Source organism: Nonomuraea sp. NPDC049504 (assembly GCF_040676845.1).
GTDB lineage: Bacteria > Actinomycetota > Actinomycetes > Streptosporangiales > Streptosporangiaceae > Nonomuraea > Nonomuraea salmonea.
Genome location: NZ_JBFAPT010000005.1, coordinates 42,717 through 59,537, shown reverse-complemented (window position 1 = coordinate 59,537; position 16,821 = coordinate 42,717). Strand labels below are relative to the sequence as shown.

At 71.2% G+C, this 16,821-nt stretch carries 17 protein-coding genes and 1 tRNA gene; 9 read left to right on the top strand and 9 right to left on the bottom strand.

Annotated elements, in window-relative coordinates; all coding sequences use genetic code 11:
- Positions 1-26 precede the first annotated feature (26 nt).
- Positions 27-1,994 carry a histidine kinase gene (locus AB0K28_RS11630; protein ID WP_364368173.1) on the top strand — a complete coding sequence of 656 codons (1,968 nt, stop codon included), beginning with the start codon at positions 27-29 and terminating at the stop codon, positions 1,992-1,994.
- Here the strand turns inward: AB0K28_RS11630 and AB0K28_RS11625 are convergent.
- A complete protein-coding gene (locus AB0K28_RS11625; protein WP_364368170.1) occupies positions 1,991-2,599 on the bottom strand; it encodes a response regulator transcription factor in 609 nt (202 codons plus the stop codon). The two genes, AB0K28_RS11630 and AB0K28_RS11625, sit on opposite strands and share 4 nt — an antisense overlap.
- Positions 2,600-2,689: 90 nt before the next feature.
- On the opposite strand from AB0K28_RS11625, the gene AB0K28_RS11620 reads away from it, so the two are divergent.
- Positions 2,690-3,424 (top strand): ABC transporter ATP-binding protein, encoded by a 735-nt coding sequence (locus AB0K28_RS11620; RefSeq protein ID WP_345393942.1) that lies wholly within the window; start codon positions 2,690-2,692, stop codon positions 3,422-3,424.
- Positions 3,421-5,793, top strand: coding sequence for an ABC transporter permease (locus tag AB0K28_RS11615; RefSeq protein ID WP_364368167.1), 2,373 nt, complete (start codon positions 3,421-3,423; stop codon positions 5,791-5,793). The genes AB0K28_RS11620 and AB0K28_RS11615 overlap by 4 nt, the downstream gene beginning before the upstream one ends.
- A 3-nt stretch (positions 5,794-5,796) precedes the next feature.
- Here AB0K28_RS11615 and AB0K28_RS11610 read toward each other — a convergent pair whose 3' ends face one another.
- From AB0K28_RS11610 to AB0K28_RS11600, 3 genes are all read right to left on the bottom strand, one after another.
- Entirely contained in the window at positions 5,797-6,249 is a 453-nt protein-coding gene (locus AB0K28_RS11610; protein ID WP_364368164.1) for a lamin tail domain-containing protein, read from the bottom strand.
- A gap of 222 nt (positions 6,250-6,471) precedes the next feature.
- A tRNA-Pro gene (locus AB0K28_RS11605) sits at positions 6,472-6,545 on the bottom strand.
- 66 nt (positions 6,546-6,611) lie between these two features.
- Positions 6,612-7,505, bottom strand: coding sequence for a metallophosphoesterase (locus tag AB0K28_RS11600; protein WP_364368161.1), 894 nt, complete (start codon positions 7,503-7,505; stop codon positions 6,612-6,614).
- A gap of 79 nt (positions 7,506-7,584) precedes the next feature.
- Here AB0K28_RS11600 and AB0K28_RS11595 point away from each other — a divergent pair, with 79 nt between their 5' ends.
- On the top strand, positions 7,585-8,043 hold the full coding sequence (locus tag AB0K28_RS11595; protein ID WP_345393954.1) for a GatB/YqeY domain-containing protein: 459 nt from the start codon (positions 7,585-7,587) through the stop codon (positions 8,041-8,043).
- Between the two features lie 118 nt (positions 8,044-8,161).
- Here the strand turns inward: AB0K28_RS11595 and AB0K28_RS11590 are convergent, their stop codons facing one another.
- Positions 8,162-10,456 (bottom strand): transglycosylase domain-containing protein, encoded by a 2,295-nt coding sequence (locus tag AB0K28_RS11590; RefSeq protein ID WP_364368158.1) that lies wholly within the window; start codon positions 10,454-10,456, stop codon positions 8,162-8,164.
- A gap of 242 nt (positions 10,457-10,698) precedes the next feature.
- Here AB0K28_RS11590 and AB0K28_RS11585 point away from each other — a divergent pair, with 242 nt between their 5' ends.
- Positions 10,699-10,995 carry a WhiB family transcriptional regulator gene (locus AB0K28_RS11585; RefSeq protein WP_020542548.1) on the top strand — a complete coding sequence of 99 codons (297 nt, stop codon included), beginning with the start codon at positions 10,699-10,701 and terminating at the stop codon, positions 10,993-10,995.
- Between the two features lie 48 nt (positions 10,996-11,043).
- Here AB0K28_RS11585 and AB0K28_RS11580 read toward each other — a convergent pair whose 3' ends face one another.
- Both AB0K28_RS11580 and AB0K28_RS11575 read right to left on the bottom strand, forming a co-directional pair.
- Positions 11,044-12,171, bottom strand: coding sequence for an ArsA family ATPase (locus tag AB0K28_RS11580; protein ID WP_364368155.1), 1,128 nt, complete (start codon positions 12,169-12,171; stop codon positions 11,044-11,046).
- The gene (locus AB0K28_RS11575) at positions 12,168-13,169 is read right to left on the bottom strand and encodes an ArsA-related P-loop ATPase (RefSeq protein WP_364368152.1); all 1,002 of its coding nucleotides are present in this window, start codon (positions 13,167-13,169) and stop codon (positions 12,168-12,170) included. Before AB0K28_RS11575 ends, AB0K28_RS11580 begins: the two co-directional genes overlap by 4 nt.
- Before the next feature lie 76 nt (positions 13,170-13,245).
- On the opposite strand from AB0K28_RS11575, the gene AB0K28_RS11570 reads away from it, so the two are divergent.
- From AB0K28_RS11570 to AB0K28_RS11555, 4 genes are read left to right on the top strand one after another with little or no spacing between them, the layout of a single operon-like run.
- Positions 13,246-13,401: a hypothetical protein gene (locus AB0K28_RS11570; RefSeq protein WP_345393967.1), complete on the top strand. Its 156-nt coding sequence runs from the start codon at positions 13,246-13,248 to the stop codon at positions 13,399-13,401.
- Entirely contained in the window at positions 13,398-13,856 is a 459-nt protein-coding gene (locus tag AB0K28_RS11565) for a RidA family protein (protein WP_345393970.1), read from the top strand. The genes AB0K28_RS11570 and AB0K28_RS11565 overlap by 4 nt, the downstream gene beginning before the upstream one ends.
- A gap of 55 nt (positions 13,857-13,911) precedes the next feature.
- A complete protein-coding gene (locus AB0K28_RS11560) occupies positions 13,912-14,706 on the top strand; it encodes an NUDIX hydrolase (RefSeq protein ID WP_364368931.1) in 795 nt (264 codons plus the stop codon).
- On the top strand, positions 14,703-15,494 hold the full coding sequence (locus tag AB0K28_RS11555) for an MBL fold metallo-hydrolase (RefSeq protein WP_364368148.1): 792 nt from the start codon (positions 14,703-14,705) through the stop codon (positions 15,492-15,494). Before AB0K28_RS11560 ends, AB0K28_RS11555 begins: the two co-directional genes overlap by 4 nt.
- Here the strand turns inward: AB0K28_RS11555 and AB0K28_RS11550 are convergent.
- Together AB0K28_RS11550 and AB0K28_RS11545 are read right to left on the bottom strand one after the other, a co-directional pair.
- Positions 15,476-16,156, bottom strand: a complete 681-nt coding sequence (locus AB0K28_RS11550) for a Crp/Fnr family transcriptional regulator (RefSeq protein WP_364368145.1) — start codon at positions 16,154-16,156, stop codon at positions 15,476-15,478. The two genes, AB0K28_RS11555 and AB0K28_RS11550, sit on opposite strands and share 19 nt — an antisense overlap.
- A gap of 171 nt (positions 16,157-16,327) precedes the next feature.
- Positions 16,328-16,771, bottom strand: coding sequence for a hypothetical protein (locus AB0K28_RS11545; RefSeq protein ID WP_364368143.1), 444 nt, complete (start codon positions 16,769-16,771; stop codon positions 16,328-16,330).
- Positions 16,772-16,821: the final 50 nt, after the last annotated feature.

The window sequence follows — 16,821 nt, the reverse complement described above, 5'->3', positions numbered from 1 at the left end:
GATCAGCTCATGAATAGGATAAACGGGTGCAAAAGCGGGCGGATTTAATCGTCGCCGTGGTCTTCGCCGGCTTCGCCAGCGTCTACCTGGTGGCGGGCTCACCTCTGGCCCTGGCGGTCTTCGGCATCCAGACCGTGCTCATCCGGCGGCGGGTGTGGTGGCTGGCGGCGCTGCAGGTCGTCACCGCGTACGCCGCCGTCCTGCTGTTCGGCACCAGCGTCGGCATCCTCGGCTTCGCGGCCGGAGCCCTGCTGCTGACCGGGCCGCGGCTGCTCGCCCTGCCGGTGGTGGCCGGCGCCGTCCTGCTCGGCCCCCTCGATCCGGCGATCAGCGCGGTGCTGATCGCGATGGTCACCTACGGCCTCACCACGATGATCGACAGGTTCGAGGACGTCCGGGCGGCCCGGCTGTCCGTGGCCATGCGGGTGGTGGCCGAGGAGCGGCTGGCTATCGCGGCGGAGCTGAACGACAAGCTCGGCCGCGCGCTGCGGACGATCGGCGAGAGCGCCAGGGCGGGCGTCCCCGACGTCGACACCACCCGCGCCTCGCTGGCCGAAGCCAGGAACGCCGCGGCGAGCTTCCGCGCCGTCTCCCTCACCCCCGAGATCACCACGGCCAAGGCGATGCTGACGGCGCAGGGCGTCCACGCCGAGGTGCGGATCGGCCACGACGAGCCGCTCGGTCCCGCGGGCGCGCTGCTCGCCGCCGTGCTGCGCGCGTCCGTCGTGGAGATCGTCCGCCGGCGTACGGCGGAGACCTGCCTGATCGAGACCTTCGCCGAGGAGGGCACGGTACGGCTCCGCGTCACCGACGCGAGCGCCCGGGTGGCGGGGGACGAGTGGCTCGGCGACCTGCCCCGCCAGGTCGAGGCGGCGGGCGGCGCGCTCACGGTCGGGCTCGACGGAGACGCGCGGCTGACCGTCGAGGCCGTCCTGCCCGCCCAGCGGCCCGCCGCCCGCCCGGCCTCCGACCACGGCCTGTCGACCACGCTGCTGGCGGCCGTGGCGATCGGGTTCTCGATCAAGCTGCTGCTGCTGGCGGGCACGTGGTGGCCGGCCGTCCCGCTCGCCGTGATCATCGTCATGCAGCTCCGTTCCCTGCACGGCCGGCACATGGTCGCCCTGTCGGTGATGGCGGTGCTGACCTTCGCGCCGATCCCGATCTTCGGGCAGGACTGGCTCGGCGTCTCGGGGTTCCTGATCGGGCCGCTGCTGCTGGCGTTCCCCTGGGCCGTCGCCCTGCCGCTGGCCGGCGCCGTCGTGGCCGTGACCGCGATCTGCGGGTGGCTGCTCGGCCTGCCGGTCGCGCTGGCCGTGAACAACCCGATCAGCGTCGTCGTGACGGGTCTGGTCATCTACGGCCTGGGCCGGCTGGCGCAGCTCACCGCCGAACTCCGCGACTCCGCGGCCGCCCTCGCCAGGACGGCCCTCGTCGAGGAACGCCTGCGCGCCGCCCGCGACCTGCACGACCTGCTCGGCCACTCGCTGGCCGCGATCCTGCTCAAGTGCGAGCTGGCCCGCCGCCTCGACGCCGAGCGGGCGCGGCAGGAGCTCGACGACGTCCTGGTCATGACCGAAAGGGCCATGGCCGACCTGCGCAGCGTCTCCGGCGACGGCAGCGGCCTCTCGCTGGCCGCCGAGGCCGAGTCGGCGCGCTCGGTGCTGAAGGCGGCGGGCGTCGAGGTCGAGCTGGACCTCGGCCACCCCCCGCTCGGCGAGGCGGCGGAGACCACGCTCGGCGTCGTGCTCCGCGAGGCGGTCACCAACGTCCTGCGGCACAGCTCCGCGCGGCACGTCGCGATCGTGACCCGCGAGCGCGACGGCGAGGTGTGGCTGAGCGTGAGCAACGACGAGGCCAGGGCAGGCCGTGGACGACGCGGCTCGGCCGGCATCGGCAACCTGACGATGCGCCTGGCCGCGCTGGAAGGACGATTGGAGACGTCGTTGGAGGACGGCTGGTTCGAGCTGACCGCCCGGCTGCCCGCGCCTGGCTAGATCCAGCCCGCCTCGGTGGCGATGCGCACCGCGTCCGTACGGTTACGCGCGTTGAGCTTGCTCACGATCGTCGTGAGGTAGTTGCGCACCGTCCCGGCGGTCAGGAACAGCTGCCCCGCGATCTCGGGCGGTTCCGCCCCGCCCGCCACCAGCCGCAGCACGTCCGCCTCCCGCTCGGTGAGCGGGTTCTCGGCCAGGTGCCACGCCGTGACCGCCAGCGAGGGGTCCAGCACGCGCTCGCCCCGCGTCACCTTCCTGATCGCCGCGGTCAGCTCCTCCGGCGGCGCCGTCTTGAGCACGAACCCGTCCACCTGCGCGGCCAGCGCCCGGCGCAGATGCCCAGGCTTGCCGTACGCCGTGAGCATCAGCGTCCTGACCCCCGGCAGCTCGGCGCGCAGCCGGCCGGCGGCGTCGATCCCGTCGAGCTCACCGGGCATGTCGATGTCCATGACGGCCACGTCGGGCCCGTGGACCAGGGCGGCGGCCACCGCGGCCGCCCCTGAGCCGACCGCGTCGACGACCTCGATGTCCGGCTCGAGGGCGAGCAGGGTCTGCAGGGCGCTCCTGACGACGTGTTGGTCCTCGGCCAGCAAGATGCGGATCACTCGCCCAGTATGTCCGATTCATGAGGACGTCATCCCTGACCGGTGACCGGCTCTCTGGCCGCGGCAGCGGCCGGACAGCAGGCTCGAACCATGACGGACGTAGTGCGATTGGACGCGGTGAGCAAGGTGTACGGCAAGGGGCGCGCCGCCGTGGCGGCGCTGCGCGAGGTGACGGTGGGCGTCCCCCGCGGCACCTTCACCGCGGTGATGGGGCCGTCCGGCTCGGGGAAGAGCACGTTCCTCCATTGCGCGGCGGGGCTGGACGTCCCGACCTCCGGCTCCGTACGGCTGAGCGGCACGGAGCTGTCGGGCATGAACGAGACCAGGCTGACCGAGCTGCGGCGGGAGCGGATCGGCTTCGTGTTCCAGATGTTCAACCTGGTTCCCGCGCTGACCGTCACCGAGAACATCAGCCTCCCGCTCGAACTGGCGGGCGCCAGGACCGACCGGGCCTGGCTGGCCGAGATCATCCGCAGGGTCGGCCTCGAAGGGCGGGCACGACACCTGCCCGCCCAGCTGTCGGGCGGCCAGCAGCAGCGCGTGGCGCTCGCCAGAGCGCTGGTGACCAGGCCGGACGTGGTGTTCGGCGACGAGCCGACCGGCGCGCTCGACACCATGACCGCCCGCGACGTGCTCGGCCTGCTGCGCGAGGTGGTCTCCGAGCTCGGCCAGACCGTCGTGATGGTCACCCACGACCCGATCGCCGCCTCGTACGCCGACAAGGTGCTGTTCCTGGCCGACGGCCGGATCGTCGACTCGGTGACCTCCCCCACGGCCGACGGGATCGCCCGCCGGATGACGGGCCTGGGAGCGTGGACGCGATGACGAACCTCGTCATGAAGATGCTGACGCACCGCAAGGCCGGGTTCGCCGGCGCGTTCGTGGCGCTGCTGTGCGCCGCCGCCCTGGTGACCGCCTGCGGGATGCTGCTGGACACCGGCCTGCGCGGCGCCGTGGCGCCCGAACGGTACGCGGGCGCGCCGGTGATCGTCGCCGGCGACCAGTACGCGAGGCTGACCAAGGAGAGCGGCAAGGAGAAGGCCAAGGCGCTGACCGAGCGCCGCTGGATCCCCGCGTCCCTGGCCGGCGAGGTCGCCCGTACGCCGGGGGTCGGGAAGGTCGTCACGGAGGTCACCTTCCCGTACGCCGGATTCACCGCGCACGGCTGGGAGTCGGCCGGGCTCACCCCGTTCACGCTCGCGCGTGGCCGCGCCCCCGAGGCCCCGGGCGAGGTCGTCGTGGACGCCCGCCACTCCGGCGCCACCATCCCCGGCCACCGGGTGGTCGGCGTCACCGCCCAGGCGCTGCCCAGCCAGGACACCCTCTTCTTCAGCACCGAGGAGGCACGCCGGCTGGCCGGCCGCCCCGGACAGCTGACCGCCATCGGCGTCTTCCCGCAGGTGGACCTCACCGTGCGGGACGCGCAGGTCTACACCGGCGCGGCACGCGGCGCCGTCGAGTTCCTCGACGCGGAGAACGCCAGGATCCGGCTGATCAGCCTGGGCGGCGCACTCGGCGGCACCGCGCTGATCGTCGCAATGCTCGTCGTGGTCGGCACCTTCGCCCTGTCCATCCAGCAGCGGCAGCGCGAGATCGCCCTGCTGCGCGCGGTCGCCGCCACGCCCCGGCAGGTCAGGCGGCTCATCTCCGGCGAGGCGCTGGCCATCGGCGTGGCCGCGGGGCCTCTCGGCGCGGGCGCCGGAATCCTGCTCGGGATATGGCTGCACCGGGAGTTCGTCGGGCTCGGCGCGGTGCCCGCCAACCTGCCGCTGGTCGTCGGCCCCTTCCCGCCGATCGCCGCGTTCCTGTGCACCGTACTGGCCGGGCTCGCCGCCGCCCGGCTCGCCGCCCGCCGCGTCGTGTCGATCCGGCCGGTGGAGGCGCTCGGCGAGGCGGGGCTGCCCGCACGGAGGCTCCCCTGGAGCAGGATCGCCGCGGGGCTCCTGGTGACGGCCGGCGCGGTCGTCCTGACCGTCGTGCTCGCCTCGCTCACCACCGAGGCCGCGTCCAGCCCGGTCACCATGCTCACCGCGCTGACGTGGACGATCGCGGTCGCGCTGCTCGGGCCCGTGCTCGCCGTGCCGTTCCGCGTTCCCGGCGTCACCGGCCACCTTGCCCGGCGCAACCTGCGCACCGGCAGGAAGCGCATGGCCTCCGTGGTCACCCCGCTCACCCTGCTGATCGCGGTGACCTGCACGAGCCTGTTCGTCCAGACGACCATGGAGGCCGCCACGCAACGCGAACTGGACGCCGGCGTGCGCGCCGACCACGTCATCCGCGGCGGCACGGCGGCCGACGCCCGGCGCGTGCCCGGTGTCGAGGCCGCCACCGCCGTCCTGCGCACCTCCGTACGCGTCGGCCTGGACAAGTACACCGCGCAGGCCGTCACCCCCGACGGGCTCGGCGCGACCATGGACCTCGGCGTGGTCGCCGGCTCGCTCGCCCGCTTCGGCGACCGGTCGGCGGCGGTCAGCAGCACCGCGGCCGACCGGCTGGACGTCGCGGTGGGCGACCGGCTCTCGCTCCTGCTCGGCGACGGCACGCCCGCGCAGGTCGAGGTGGCCGCCGTCTACGCGCGCGGCCTCGGCTTCGGCGACCTGACGCTCCCGTACGCGCTGGTCTCGGGCCACGTGGACGACCCGCGCGGCACCGTCCTGGTCACGGGCGGCGACCGCACGGCCCTGGAACGAGCCCTGCCCGACGCCACGGTGCTCGACCACGTCGTCGCGATCGCCCCCGCCGCCTCGAACGCCCCTGCTACGGCGATCGCACCCGCTACTGCGATCGCCCCCGCCACCTCGAACGCCGCCGTCAACTACGTCGCCATGGGCCTGATCATCGCCTTCTGCGCCATAGCCGTGGTCAACACACTGGCGATGTCCACCTCGGCCCGCTCACGCGAGCTGGCCCTGCTCCGGCTCGTCGGCACCACCCGCCGGCAGGTGCTGCGCATGCTCCGCACCGAAACGGCGTCCGCCCTCGCCCTCTCCACGGCCCTCGGCACCGGCATCGCCCTCGTGACGCTGGCCGCCTTCAGCACGGGGATGACCGGCTCGGCCCTGCCGTACGTGCCGCCCCTCACCTACCTCGCCGTGATCACGGTGGCGGCCGTCCTGGCCCTGACCGCCACCGCAATCCCGGCCCGCTTCATCCTCCGCACACCCCCGGCCGAGGCACTCGGCACCCGGGAGTAGCGGTCAGCAGACCTTGTAGTCGTCCCGCGAGGAGTTGTACGAGCAGGAGTCGATCAGCTTCCCCGCCGCGTTCCGCAGGTAGGCGGTGTCCTTGCTCTGATTCCAGATGTACGCCAGCGTCCCCCCGCTCCTGCCCCAGTAGCGGGTGGTGCTGGTGTTCTTGCCCTTCCCGGTGCGCAGAGTGACCGTCTTGCCGGGCTTCAGGGTGAACGTCCCGAACGTGTAGATGTGATCCTGCCGCCGCGTCGCATCGCGCATGGTCCAGCCACGCAGGTTGACGGCCTTCTTCGTCATGTTCCTGACCTGCACGTACTCGCCGTTGAGGCTGCTGTTCCCGCCGTTGTCCGGCGACCCGGGCGAGTCATAGTAGATCTTGGTGATCTGTACGGCGGGCGCGGCGGCGTACGCGGGCTGCGCGACGGCGACGACGGACGCGGCTAACAGGGCAGCGGTCAACAGAGATCGGCTACGCACGGGGACGCCTCCTGGGTAGTGAGACTTATCGCGAAAGATCCTATGGAGGATCATGAGCCGATCTTGGACCGTTCCGTATCGGTTTGGTGTCCCACGCGCAGCCTGACGCGGAGTCAACGACCACGGAGATCGTAGTCACGCGGTCCGTCACCCGGAGAACGAGAAAGGCCGCTTCCGATGATCGAAAGCGGCCCTCTAGCTGGGTCGGGGTGGCGGGATTTGAACCCACGACCTCTTCGTCCCGAACGAAGCGCGCTGCCAAGCTGCGCTACACCCCGGTCGCACGCCCGTCGTGCGCGTGCTTCTGAAAGTCTAGCGGACTTCCAAGGTGCTTGTGACCGCCTTTATCTCCGGGGCACCAGCGTCAGCAGGGTCGCCTCAGGGGCGCAGGCGAAGCGGGCCGGGGCGTACGGCGAGGTGCCGAGGCCGGCCGAGACGTGGAGCCAGGCCGAGTCGTGGCGGCTGAGGCCCTTGACGCGGGCGCGGTCGATGCCGCAGTTAGTGACCAAAGCGCCGTAGAACGGGACGCAGAGCTGGCCGCCGTGCGTGTGGCCGGCCAGCAGGAGCTGGTAGCCGTCGGCGGCGAAGCGGGTCATGTTGCGCGGCTCGGGCGAGTGCATGACGCCGAGGCGGAGGTCGGCGTCGGCGGGGGCGGGGCCGGCGACGACGTCGTAGCGGTCGCGGTTGATGTGGCTGTCGTGGATGCCGGCCACGGCCACGTCGAGGTCGCCCACCTTGATGCGGGCGGTGGTGTTGTTCATGTCGAGCCAGCCCTCGGCCGCCATGCCGGCCCCGAGCTCCTCCCAGGGCAGGTTGGGGGTGTGCTGGCGGCGGTCGTTCTTGGAGGTGCGCCAGAGGTAGCGGGCCGGGTTCTTCGGCTGGGGGGCGTAGAGGTCGTTGGAGCCGTACACGAACAGGCCGGGACGCGACAGCAGCGGCTCGAGCGCGTGCAGGAGCGCGGGGACGGCCTCGGGGTGGGCGATGGAGTCGCCGGTGTTGACCACGAGGTCGGGCTCCAGGGCCCCCAGCGAGCGCACCCAGTTGATGAGCATGGTGCGGCGCGGCGTCAGGTGCAGGTCGGACAGGTGGAGCACGCGTACGGGACGCCGCCCCCGCTCCAGCACCGGCACGTCGAAGCGGCGCAGCCGGAACCAGTTGCGCTCGACGACGGACGCGTAGCCCAGCCCGGCAAGGCCGAGACCGAGCAGGGACAGGGGCACTGCGGCGGCTTTCCTCACCTCTTCATGATGCCCGAGATCCGGCGCGGGAAGTCCGGATGGCGCCGGGGTGGTCCGCGCAGGCGGCAAGATAAAGCGCATGAGCGCTTTGAAGGACAAGCTGAAGGCCGATCTGACGGCCTCGCTGAAGAGCAAGGACGAGGTACGTCTCCGTACGGTCCGCATGGCCCTGGCCGCGATCAACGTCGAGGAGGTCGCGGGCAAGGAGGCCAGAGAGCTGACCGACGACGAGGTCGTCAAGGTCCTGACCCGGGAGGCGAAGAAGCGGCGCGAGGCCGCCGAGGCGTTCGGCAACGCCGGGCGCAAGGAGCAGGCCGAGGCCGAGCTGGCCGAGCAGGCGGTGCTGGAGGAATACCTTCCTGCGCAGCTGTCCGACGAGGAGCTCGGCGCGCTGGTCGACGAGGCCATCGCCGAGACGGGCGCTTCGGGGCCGCAGGCCATGGGGCAGGTGATGAAGGCGGTCAACCCGAAGGTGGCCGGCCGCGCCGAGGGCGGCAGGGTGGCCGCGCAGGTACGCGCTCGCCTCGCCGCAAAGTAGACGCCGAGTAACCCCGCGTACCCGGCCCCCAGCGACTCTCTGCGACGCGGCGGGCCGCCAGGTGGCATCCTGGGGCAGCTGAGGCCTCCTCCCTCCCGGGTGGAGGCCTCAGGGCGTCTCAGCGGCCGGGGGTGATGAGGGGGCCGGTGTCGCCGCCGCGGCCGAAGGGGCCGCCCCGCCGGTCGTCGCCGCCGCCGCGCCCGCGATCGGGCCCGTCACCGAGCCGGTCGCCGAAGCGGTCGCCGAAGCGGTCGCCGCCGTCGCGGTCGAAGATGTCGAACGGGTTCCCCCCGTCGCCCTTCTTCTTTTTCTTCGGCTTGGGCGCGCAGTTGTCGGTGCACCCGCCGAACCGCGACCGGTCGACCGACTTGAACTTGGTCGGCTCGACCCCCTTGAGCGCCTCCAGCATGGAGTCCTTCCAGATGCGCCCGGAGATCGACGAGCCGTACACGTAGGGGTAGTAGCGCCCGCCGATGGTGATGCCGATCAGCTTGTGCGCCGAGGTGCCGCGCGGGTCGCCCAGGCTGACGGCGGAGGCGAGGTTGGGGGTGTAGCCGGAGAACCAGGCCGACATGTAGTTGTCGGTGGTGCCGGTCTTGCCCGCCGCGTCGCGCCCGATGCCGCCGACGTCGGTCATCGTGCCCTTGGTGAACACCCCGGACAGGATGCCGCTGACCGCGTCGGCGACCTCCTCCTCGATGACCTGGGAGCACTTCGGCTTGTACTGCTTGGCCTTGCCGTTCCTGTCCGTGATCTCGGTGATGGCGAGCGGCTTGCAGTATTTGCCGCGGGCGGCGAAGACGGCGTAGGAGTTGGCGATGGTGACGGGGTCGACCTCGTTGACGCCGAGCGTGAACGTCTCGACCTCCGACAGCTTCTGCCCGTCGGCCCGCGCGACGCCGAGCTTCTTCGCCATCTTGACGACGTCGCAGAGCCCGACCTCCTCCTGCAGCTTGATGAAGAACGTGTTGACCGAGCCCCAGGTGCCGGACTCGAGCGTCTTGAAACCGCCGCCGCCCTCGCTGGAGTTGCGCACGGTGTGGGACGGGTCGCCGACGTTCTGGCCCTTGCAGTTCTTGAACGAGCTGTAGCCGCTCGCCTTGTAGCCGGCCGGCGAGGGGAAGCCGTCGCCGTACTTGAGTCCTTCCTCCAGGGCGGTGGCCAGCGTGTAGACCTTGGCCGTCGAGCCCTGCTGGAACCCGCGGCCGCCGCCGTGTGCGGCGTCGGCCACGATGTTGTAGCTCATCTCGTTCTTCTTCTTGCTGCGGCCGAACTTGCGCGAGGCGGCCATGGCCTTGATCTCGCCGGTGCCGGGGACGACCATCGCCTGCGAGGCGACGGGCTTGTCCTTGGAGCTGACGTACCTCTTGATCGCCTTCTCGGCGGCCGCCTGCATCTTGGTGTCGAGCGTGGTCTTGATCCGCAGGCCGCCGCGCTGGAGCAGCTTCCTGCGCTCCTCCTGGTTCTTGCCGAAGTCCTCGTTGTTGAGGATCTCGTACTGGACGTAGAGGCAGAAGTACGGATATCTGCTGGCCTCGCAGCCGCCGGGTGCCTTGATGTCCTTGAAGCCCAGCTTCTTCGCCTTGGCCGCCGCCGCCTCCTGCGGGGTGATCTTCTTGAGCTGGGCCATGCGGTCGAGCACGGTGTTGCGCCGCTCCAGCAGGCGCTGCCGCGACTCGGGGCCGACGTTGGGGTCGGTGCGCGCGGGGTTCTGGACGGCGCCGGCGAGCGTGGCGGCCTCGACCAGGTTGAGTTTGGAGGCCGGCTTGTCGAAGAAGCGCTTGGCGGCGGCCTGGACGCCGTGGGCGCCGGCGCCGAAGTAGGCGATGTTGAGGTATTTCTCCAGGATCTGGTCCTTGGAGTACTTCTCCTCGATCGCCATGGCGTAGCGCAGCTCCGACAGCTTGCGCGAGATCGTGGGCGCGATGGCCGCCTGCTGCTCTTCAGGCGTCTCGGCCTTGTTGACCAGCACCTGCTTGACGTACTGCTGGGTGATGGACGAACCACCCTGCGTGACGCCGCCGCTGGTCACATTCTTCAGCAGCGCTCTTGCCGTTCCTTCCACATCGATCGGCCCGTGCTGGTAGAAACGGAAGTCCTCGATCGCGATCAGAGCGGTCCGCATGATCGGGGCGACCTCGTCGAGGCTGACGGACTGCCGGTTCTCGAAGTAGAACTGCGCGATCTTCTTGCCGTCCCCGTCGAAGAGTTCGGTGCGTTCAGGCAAGGGAGGCTCGTCGAGGTCCTCGGGCTTGAGGTTGAGCCCCTCGACGGCGGTCTTGGTCGACATGCCCGCTCCGCCCACCGCCGGCAAAGCCACGGCGGCGGCGAGCACCCCGGCGGCCGAGCCCGCGATGAGGAGTCGCAGGACACTGAGGATGGGGTTGGAACGACGTTTGCCCTGGGCTTGCACGCCTACAAGAGTACGTCGAAAGACAGACCGAATCGGTAGCACGACACCATTTCGCCTTGACTGACGGGGGTGACTAGTCATTCCCGGTCAAGATGGCCGCGAGAAATTGGTCCTCTGGGGTCTGTCGGCCCGAACGTCTGGTTGCGTACGTTCTCCCTGCGGCAACTGAATACGGAGGCTCGGCGCCCGCGCCCGTCGGCCCCAAATGACGACTGACCACCTAAGGGGAGTGGGGTCGAAAAATGTGGATCACGGATTGGACCTCCCGTGCCGCCTGTAAGGGTGCGGATCCGGATGCCCTGTTCGTGCAGGGCGCCGCGCAGAACAGGGCGAAGCTGATCTGCCGGGGTTGCCCGGTCCGCACCGAGTGCCTCGCCGATGCGCTGGACAACCGCATCGAGTTCGGGGTCTGGGGCGGTATGACCGAACGGGAACGTCGCGCGCTGCTTCGACGGCGGCCCGACGTGGACTCGTGGCGAGAGCTGCTCGAGTCCGCCAAGGAAGAGTACGAACGCACCAATGAGCTGATCGCCGGCTGACCCCAGCCAGGCGACCGCGTACGGCCGGCGCCGCCGCCGGCCGTACTTCTATGCGGTGGCCAGCAGGGTCCCGATCTGACGCAGACCCGTCAGGTCGTGGACGTCCTCGGACATGGCGCGTACCTGCACCACGGGCACCGTGGGGTGGGCCGAGACGAAATGCTCCTGCTCGCGGTTCTCGCGGGCGGCGAGCTGCATTCGCCCGGCGTGCAGCCGCAGCACGGCCGCGGTGAGCTCGTGCTCGCCCCTCGACTCCAAGTCCTCCGCGGCGGCGGCGCTGCGGGCGGCGGAGAGCCCCGAAGCGGGCGCGACATGCACCCGGTTGACCACCAGGCCGGCCAGGGGCATGCGCTCCTCGGCGAGGCGCTCCACGAAGTAGGAGGCCTCGCGCATCGCGTCCCGCTCGGGCGCGGCCACCACGAGGAAGGCCGTGCCGGGCGCCTGCAGCAGCTGGTACGTCATCTCGGCCCGCTTCCTGAACCCGCCGAAGACGGCGTCGAGTGCGGACACGAACGTCTGCAGGTCCTTGATCACCTGCGCGCCCAGGAGCTTGGTCATCGCTCCTGCCATCAGCCCGAACCCGGCGTTGAGCAGCCGGAACGCGCTGCGCCCTCCGGCCTTGGCGGGCGCGGTCAGCAGCCGGATGAACCGGCCGTCGAGGAAGCGGCCGAGCCGTTCCGGCGCGTCGAGGAAGTCGAGCGCCGAGCGGGACGGCGGCGTGTCGACGATGATCAGATCCCACTCGTCGGAGCGGCGCAGCTGCCCGAGCTTCTCCATCGCCATGTACTCCTGCGTGCCGGAGAAGCTGGAGGACAGCGACTGGTAGAAGGGGTTCGACAGGATCTGCCGGGCCCGCTCCGGATCGGCGTGCGCCTCGATGATCTCGTCGAACGTACGCTTCATGTCGAGCATCATCGCGTAGAGCTGGCCGCCGCCCTCGGGCGAGCTGACCAGGCGCGGGGTGTTGTCCAGCTCGGTCAAGCCCATCGACTGCGCGAGCCGCCTGGCCGGGTCGACGGTCAGCACGACCACGCACCGGCCGCGCTCGGCGGCCCGCAGGCCGAGCGCCGCCGCGGTCGTGGTCTTGCCCACGCCACCGGCGCCGCAGCAGACGATGATCCTGGTGCCCCGGTCGTCGAGGATCGCGTCGACGTCGAGTGCCGGCGGCTTCTTCACGCTGCTCCCTGGGTGCGCATGCTCTCTGCCAGCTCGTACAGGCCGGCCAGATCGACGCCGTCGGCGAGCAGCGGCAGCTCGTAGCCGGTCAGCCCGGCGCCGGCCAGCGTCTCGCGTTCTGCGCGCTCCAGCTCGGTGCGGTGGGCGTGCTCGACGACCTCGTCGCCGAGCGCCTTGGCCAGCTCGGCGGCCTGGGCGCCGTCGGCGACCCCCGCGGCCTTGAGGCCGAGCGCCAGCTCATCGGGGTCGAAGCGGCCCTTGACAGCCGCGTCAAGAGCGGCCTGGGGCAGCTGGGACTCGCGCACCATGTTGACGAAGACGCCGCCCGCGGGCAGCCCGGCGGCGCGCAGCTCGGAGATGCCGTCGAGGGTCTCCTGGACCGGCATCTCCTCCAGCAGCGTGACGAAGTGCACGGCCGTCTCGGGGGACTTCACGACGCCGCTGACGAGGTCGGAGTGGTTCTTGATGGGGCCGACCTTGGCCAGGCCGGCGACCTCCTGGGTGACGTTCAGGAAGCGCGTGATGCGGCCCGTGGGCGGCGCGTCCATGACGACGGCGTCGTAGATGCGGCGGCCGTTCCTGCCGCGCCTGCGTACGGCCTCGCTGGTCTTGCCGGTGACGAGCACGTCGCGGAAGCCGGGGGCCACGGTGGTGGCGAAGTCGACGATGCCCATCTTGGTCAGCGCCCGGCCGGCCCTGCGCATGCCGTAGAACATCTCCATGTACTCGAGCATGGCCTCTTCCGGGTCGATGGCCAGCGCGTAGACGTCGCCGCCCGAGGGGGCGACGGCGATCTTGCGCTCCTCGTACGGCAGCGGCGGCAGGTCGAAGACCTGCGCGATGCCCTGCCTGCCCTCGACCTCCACGAGCAGCACCTTGCGGCCGCCGGCGGCCAGCGCGAGCGCGAGGGCGGCGGCGACGGTCGTCTTGCCGGTGCCGCCCTTGCCGGTGACGACATGGAGACGTACGTCGGCCCAATCCGTGTCCGGAGAGTCCACGATTCGAGGCTACCGAACGGTCACTTGTCGAAAGCCGACGACCACCGTTTGAGATTGCTCACAATAAGCTGCCGTCATGAAGAAGTGGGAGTACCTGACAGCACCCGTGCTGATCCACAACACCAAGATGATTCTCGACAACTTCGGCGCCGACGGCTGGGAGCTCGTCCAGATCGTGCAGGGCCAGACGCCCGAGCAGCTCGTCGCCTACTTCAAGCGGGAGAAGCAGTGACGCCCGAGCAGAAGATCGAGGAGCTCGGCTACACGCTGCCGGCGCCCGCCACGCCGGCCGGCTCCTACATCCCCACCACGCGCACCGGCGACCTGGTCTACACCTCGGGTCAGGTGCCGATGCTGGAGGGCAAGCTGCACCAGACCGGCAAGCTCGGCGTGGACCTCGGCGTGGACGAGGGCAAGGCGCAGGCCCGCGTCTGCGTGCTCAATGCGCTGGCCGCGCTCAAGGCCGAGCTGGGCGAGCTGTCGCGGGTGCGGCGGATCGTGAAGGTCGTGGTGTTCGTGGCGAGCGCGCCCGACTTCGTGCAGCAGCCGCAGGTGGCCAACGGTGCCAGCGACCTGCTCGCGGAGGTGTTCGGCGAGGCAGGCAAGCACGCTCGCAGCGCGGTGGGCGTGGCGGCGCTGCCGCTGGACGCGCCGGTGGAGGTGGAGCTGATCGCCGAAGTCGGCTGAATGGGCATATGTCACCATGACCGAGTGAAGTTCTAGAGGAGGTCATGTGACCGGACTGCTGCTTCCAGCCGAACTCGCCGCCCGGGCCCGGGACGTCCTGGCCGGGCGGGTCAAGCCGGTCCAGGCGCGGGACGCCGCCACGGTGGTGCTCCTGCGCCCGGGGCCCGAGGTCTACCTGCTGCGGCGCAAGGCCACCATGGCCTTCGCCGCCGGCGCGTACGTCTTCCCCGGCGGCTCCGTCGACGTCCGCGACACCGACCACGACGTCGCCTGGGCCGGGCCTTCGCCCGCCGAGTGGGCCGCGGTCCTGCACGCCGACGAGGCGGTGGCGCGCGGGCTGGTGTGCGCGGCGGTACGCGAGACGTTCGAGGAGTCGGGCGTGCTGCTGGCCGGTCCAGGACCTCACGACGTGGTGGCCGACACGACGGGCGACGGCTGGGAGGCCGACCGGCTCGCGCTGATCGACCACGCGCTCGGGTTCGCCGAGTTCCTCGCCAGGCGGGGGCTGGTGCTGCGGACCGACCTGCTCAAGGCATGGGCGCACTGGATCACGCCCGAGGTCGAGACCAGGCGGTTCGACACGCGCTTCTTCGTCGCGGTGCTGCCCGAGGGCCAGCGCACCCGCGACGTGGGCGGCGAGGCCGACCAGGTCGTCTGGCAGCAGCCGGCCGACGCGCTCGACCTCGCGCACCGGGGGGACATCTTCCTGATGCCGCCGACGTACCGGACGCTGAGCGAGCTGGCCGGCTGCGCGGACGTCGCGGAGGTGCTGGCCACGCCGCGCGACATCGTGACCGTCATGCCGAAGGCGGTCGAGATCGACGGCGAGATGCGGCTGGTGGTGTCGTGAGCGGCTTGCACATCCCGCTCGGCACGCCCGACGGCTCCCGCACCGAGCACGCTGAGAACCTGCTCGCGCCCAACCCGTCGGCGATGACGCTCGACGGCACCAACACGTGGGTGATCGGCGCGGGTGATGACGTGGTCGTGGTCGATCCAGGGCCGGACGACGAGGGGCATCTGAGCCGCGTACGCGACCATCTGGGCGAGCGGCGGGTCACCGCGATCCTGCTCTCGCACGGCCACTTCGACCACAGCGGCGGCGCGAAGAGGTTCGCCGGGATGGTGAACGCGCCCGTCCGCGCCCTCGATCCCCGCCACCGTCTCGGCGACGAGGGGCTCGCCGACGGCGACGTGGTGACCGCCGGGGAGCTGGAGATCCGCGTCTACGGCACCCCGGGCCACTCGTTCGACTCGCTGTGCTTCTGGCTGCCCGCCGACCGCGCGATGCTGACCGGCGACACCGTGCTCGGCAGGGGCACCACGATCATCGCCCGCGACGGCGGGCTGGCCGACTATCTCCGCAGCCTCGACAAGCTGCGGGCCGCCGCCGAGAGCATGGAGGCGCGGGCGCTGCTGCCGGGCCACGGCCCCGTGCTGCCCGACCCGATCGCCGCGCTCGACGGCTACATCGCCCACCGCAGACAGCGCCTCGACCAGATCAGGGCGGCCCGCGAGCAGGGCGCGCGCACGCCGCGCCAGATCGTCAAGATCGTGTACGCCGACGTCGACCGTTCGCTCTGGCCGGCCGCCGAGATGTCGGTGGCCGCCCAGCTCGACTACCTCGACCGGTTGTAGAGGCGGTCCATGTCGAGGATGACCACGGCCTTGGCCTCGATGCGCAGCCAGCCGCGCCCGGCGAAGTCGGCCAGCGCCTTGTTGACCGTCTCGCGGGAGGCGCCGACGAGCTGCGCCAGCTCCTCCTGGGTGAGGTCGTGGTGCACCCGCAGGCCGTCGTCGGTCTTGGTGCCGAACCGCTCGGCGAGGTCGAGCAACTGCTTGGCCACCCGCCCAGGCACGTCGGTGAACACCAGGTCGGCCAGCACGTCGTTGGTGCGGCGCAGCCGCTGCGCGAGCGCGCGCAGCAGGTGGAGCGCCACCTCGGGGCGGCCGGTCAGCCAGGGCCGCAGGTCGTCGTGGCCGAGCCCGGCCAGGCGGACCTCGGTCAGCGCCGTGGCCGTGGCCGTGCGGGGCCGCGGGTCGAACAGCGACAGCTCGCCGAACATCTCGCTCGGCCCGAGCACGCTGAGCAGGTTTTCCCGCCCGTCGGGCGAGGTGCGGGAGAGCTTGATCTTGCCTTCCAGCACGACGTAGAGCCGGTCGCCGGTCTCGTTCTCGTGGAAGAGCGTCTGTCCCTTGGACAGCTGGACTTCGGTGATGCTCGTGCGAAGCGCCGCGGCGCTCTCGCGGTCGAGCGCGGCGAACAGGGGGGCCTTGCCCAGCACATCTTCGGTGTTCACTCTGCCTCCTCTGCTGCCATTGTGACTCACCCCACTCCAGGCGTGCGTACACAGGTTAGGGGAACGCCGGAGTGGTCCGGTCCTGCCCGGACATGTCGAGTCCGGTGGGGACCAGGAGGGAAAGGTACATGACGTCCGTTCCCGTATCGTGACCGGCACCACCTTTGAAGCTCAACCCGCCTTGTGCAAGAGGTCGTCCACCGACGCCACCGCCGCCGCGACGGACCTGCTGAGCAGCACCCTGAGCACGTCTCCCGAGGTGGGACGGCTCGCGGGGTCGGGTCTGCGGCACTGCGCGACCGCGATCCGCAGGGCGGGCGGGAGCACGGTCGTGTCGCCGTACTCGGAGCCCGTTGCGGCGAAGACGACCAGGTCGGCCCACGCGCGGACGTCGTCGGCGTGGGCGGGCGGCCCGGACGTACGCCAGCCGATGAGCACCTGGCCGCCGGGGCCGAGCGCCACGCTCTCCTTGCCGAGCCGCAGCCCGGTCGCGCCCCGCGCGTGCAGCTTCGCCACGGCGGCCACCGTGCCGACCGCGAACCGGTGCAGCGCCTGCCCGCGCAGCGGCCCGCCCTGCCCGACGAACTCCGCCAGCCTCGCTCCCTGCTCCCTCATCCCAGAACCCCCTTCTCGCGCCTGCTGGTTGTACGCGGAAAACCGGTCAT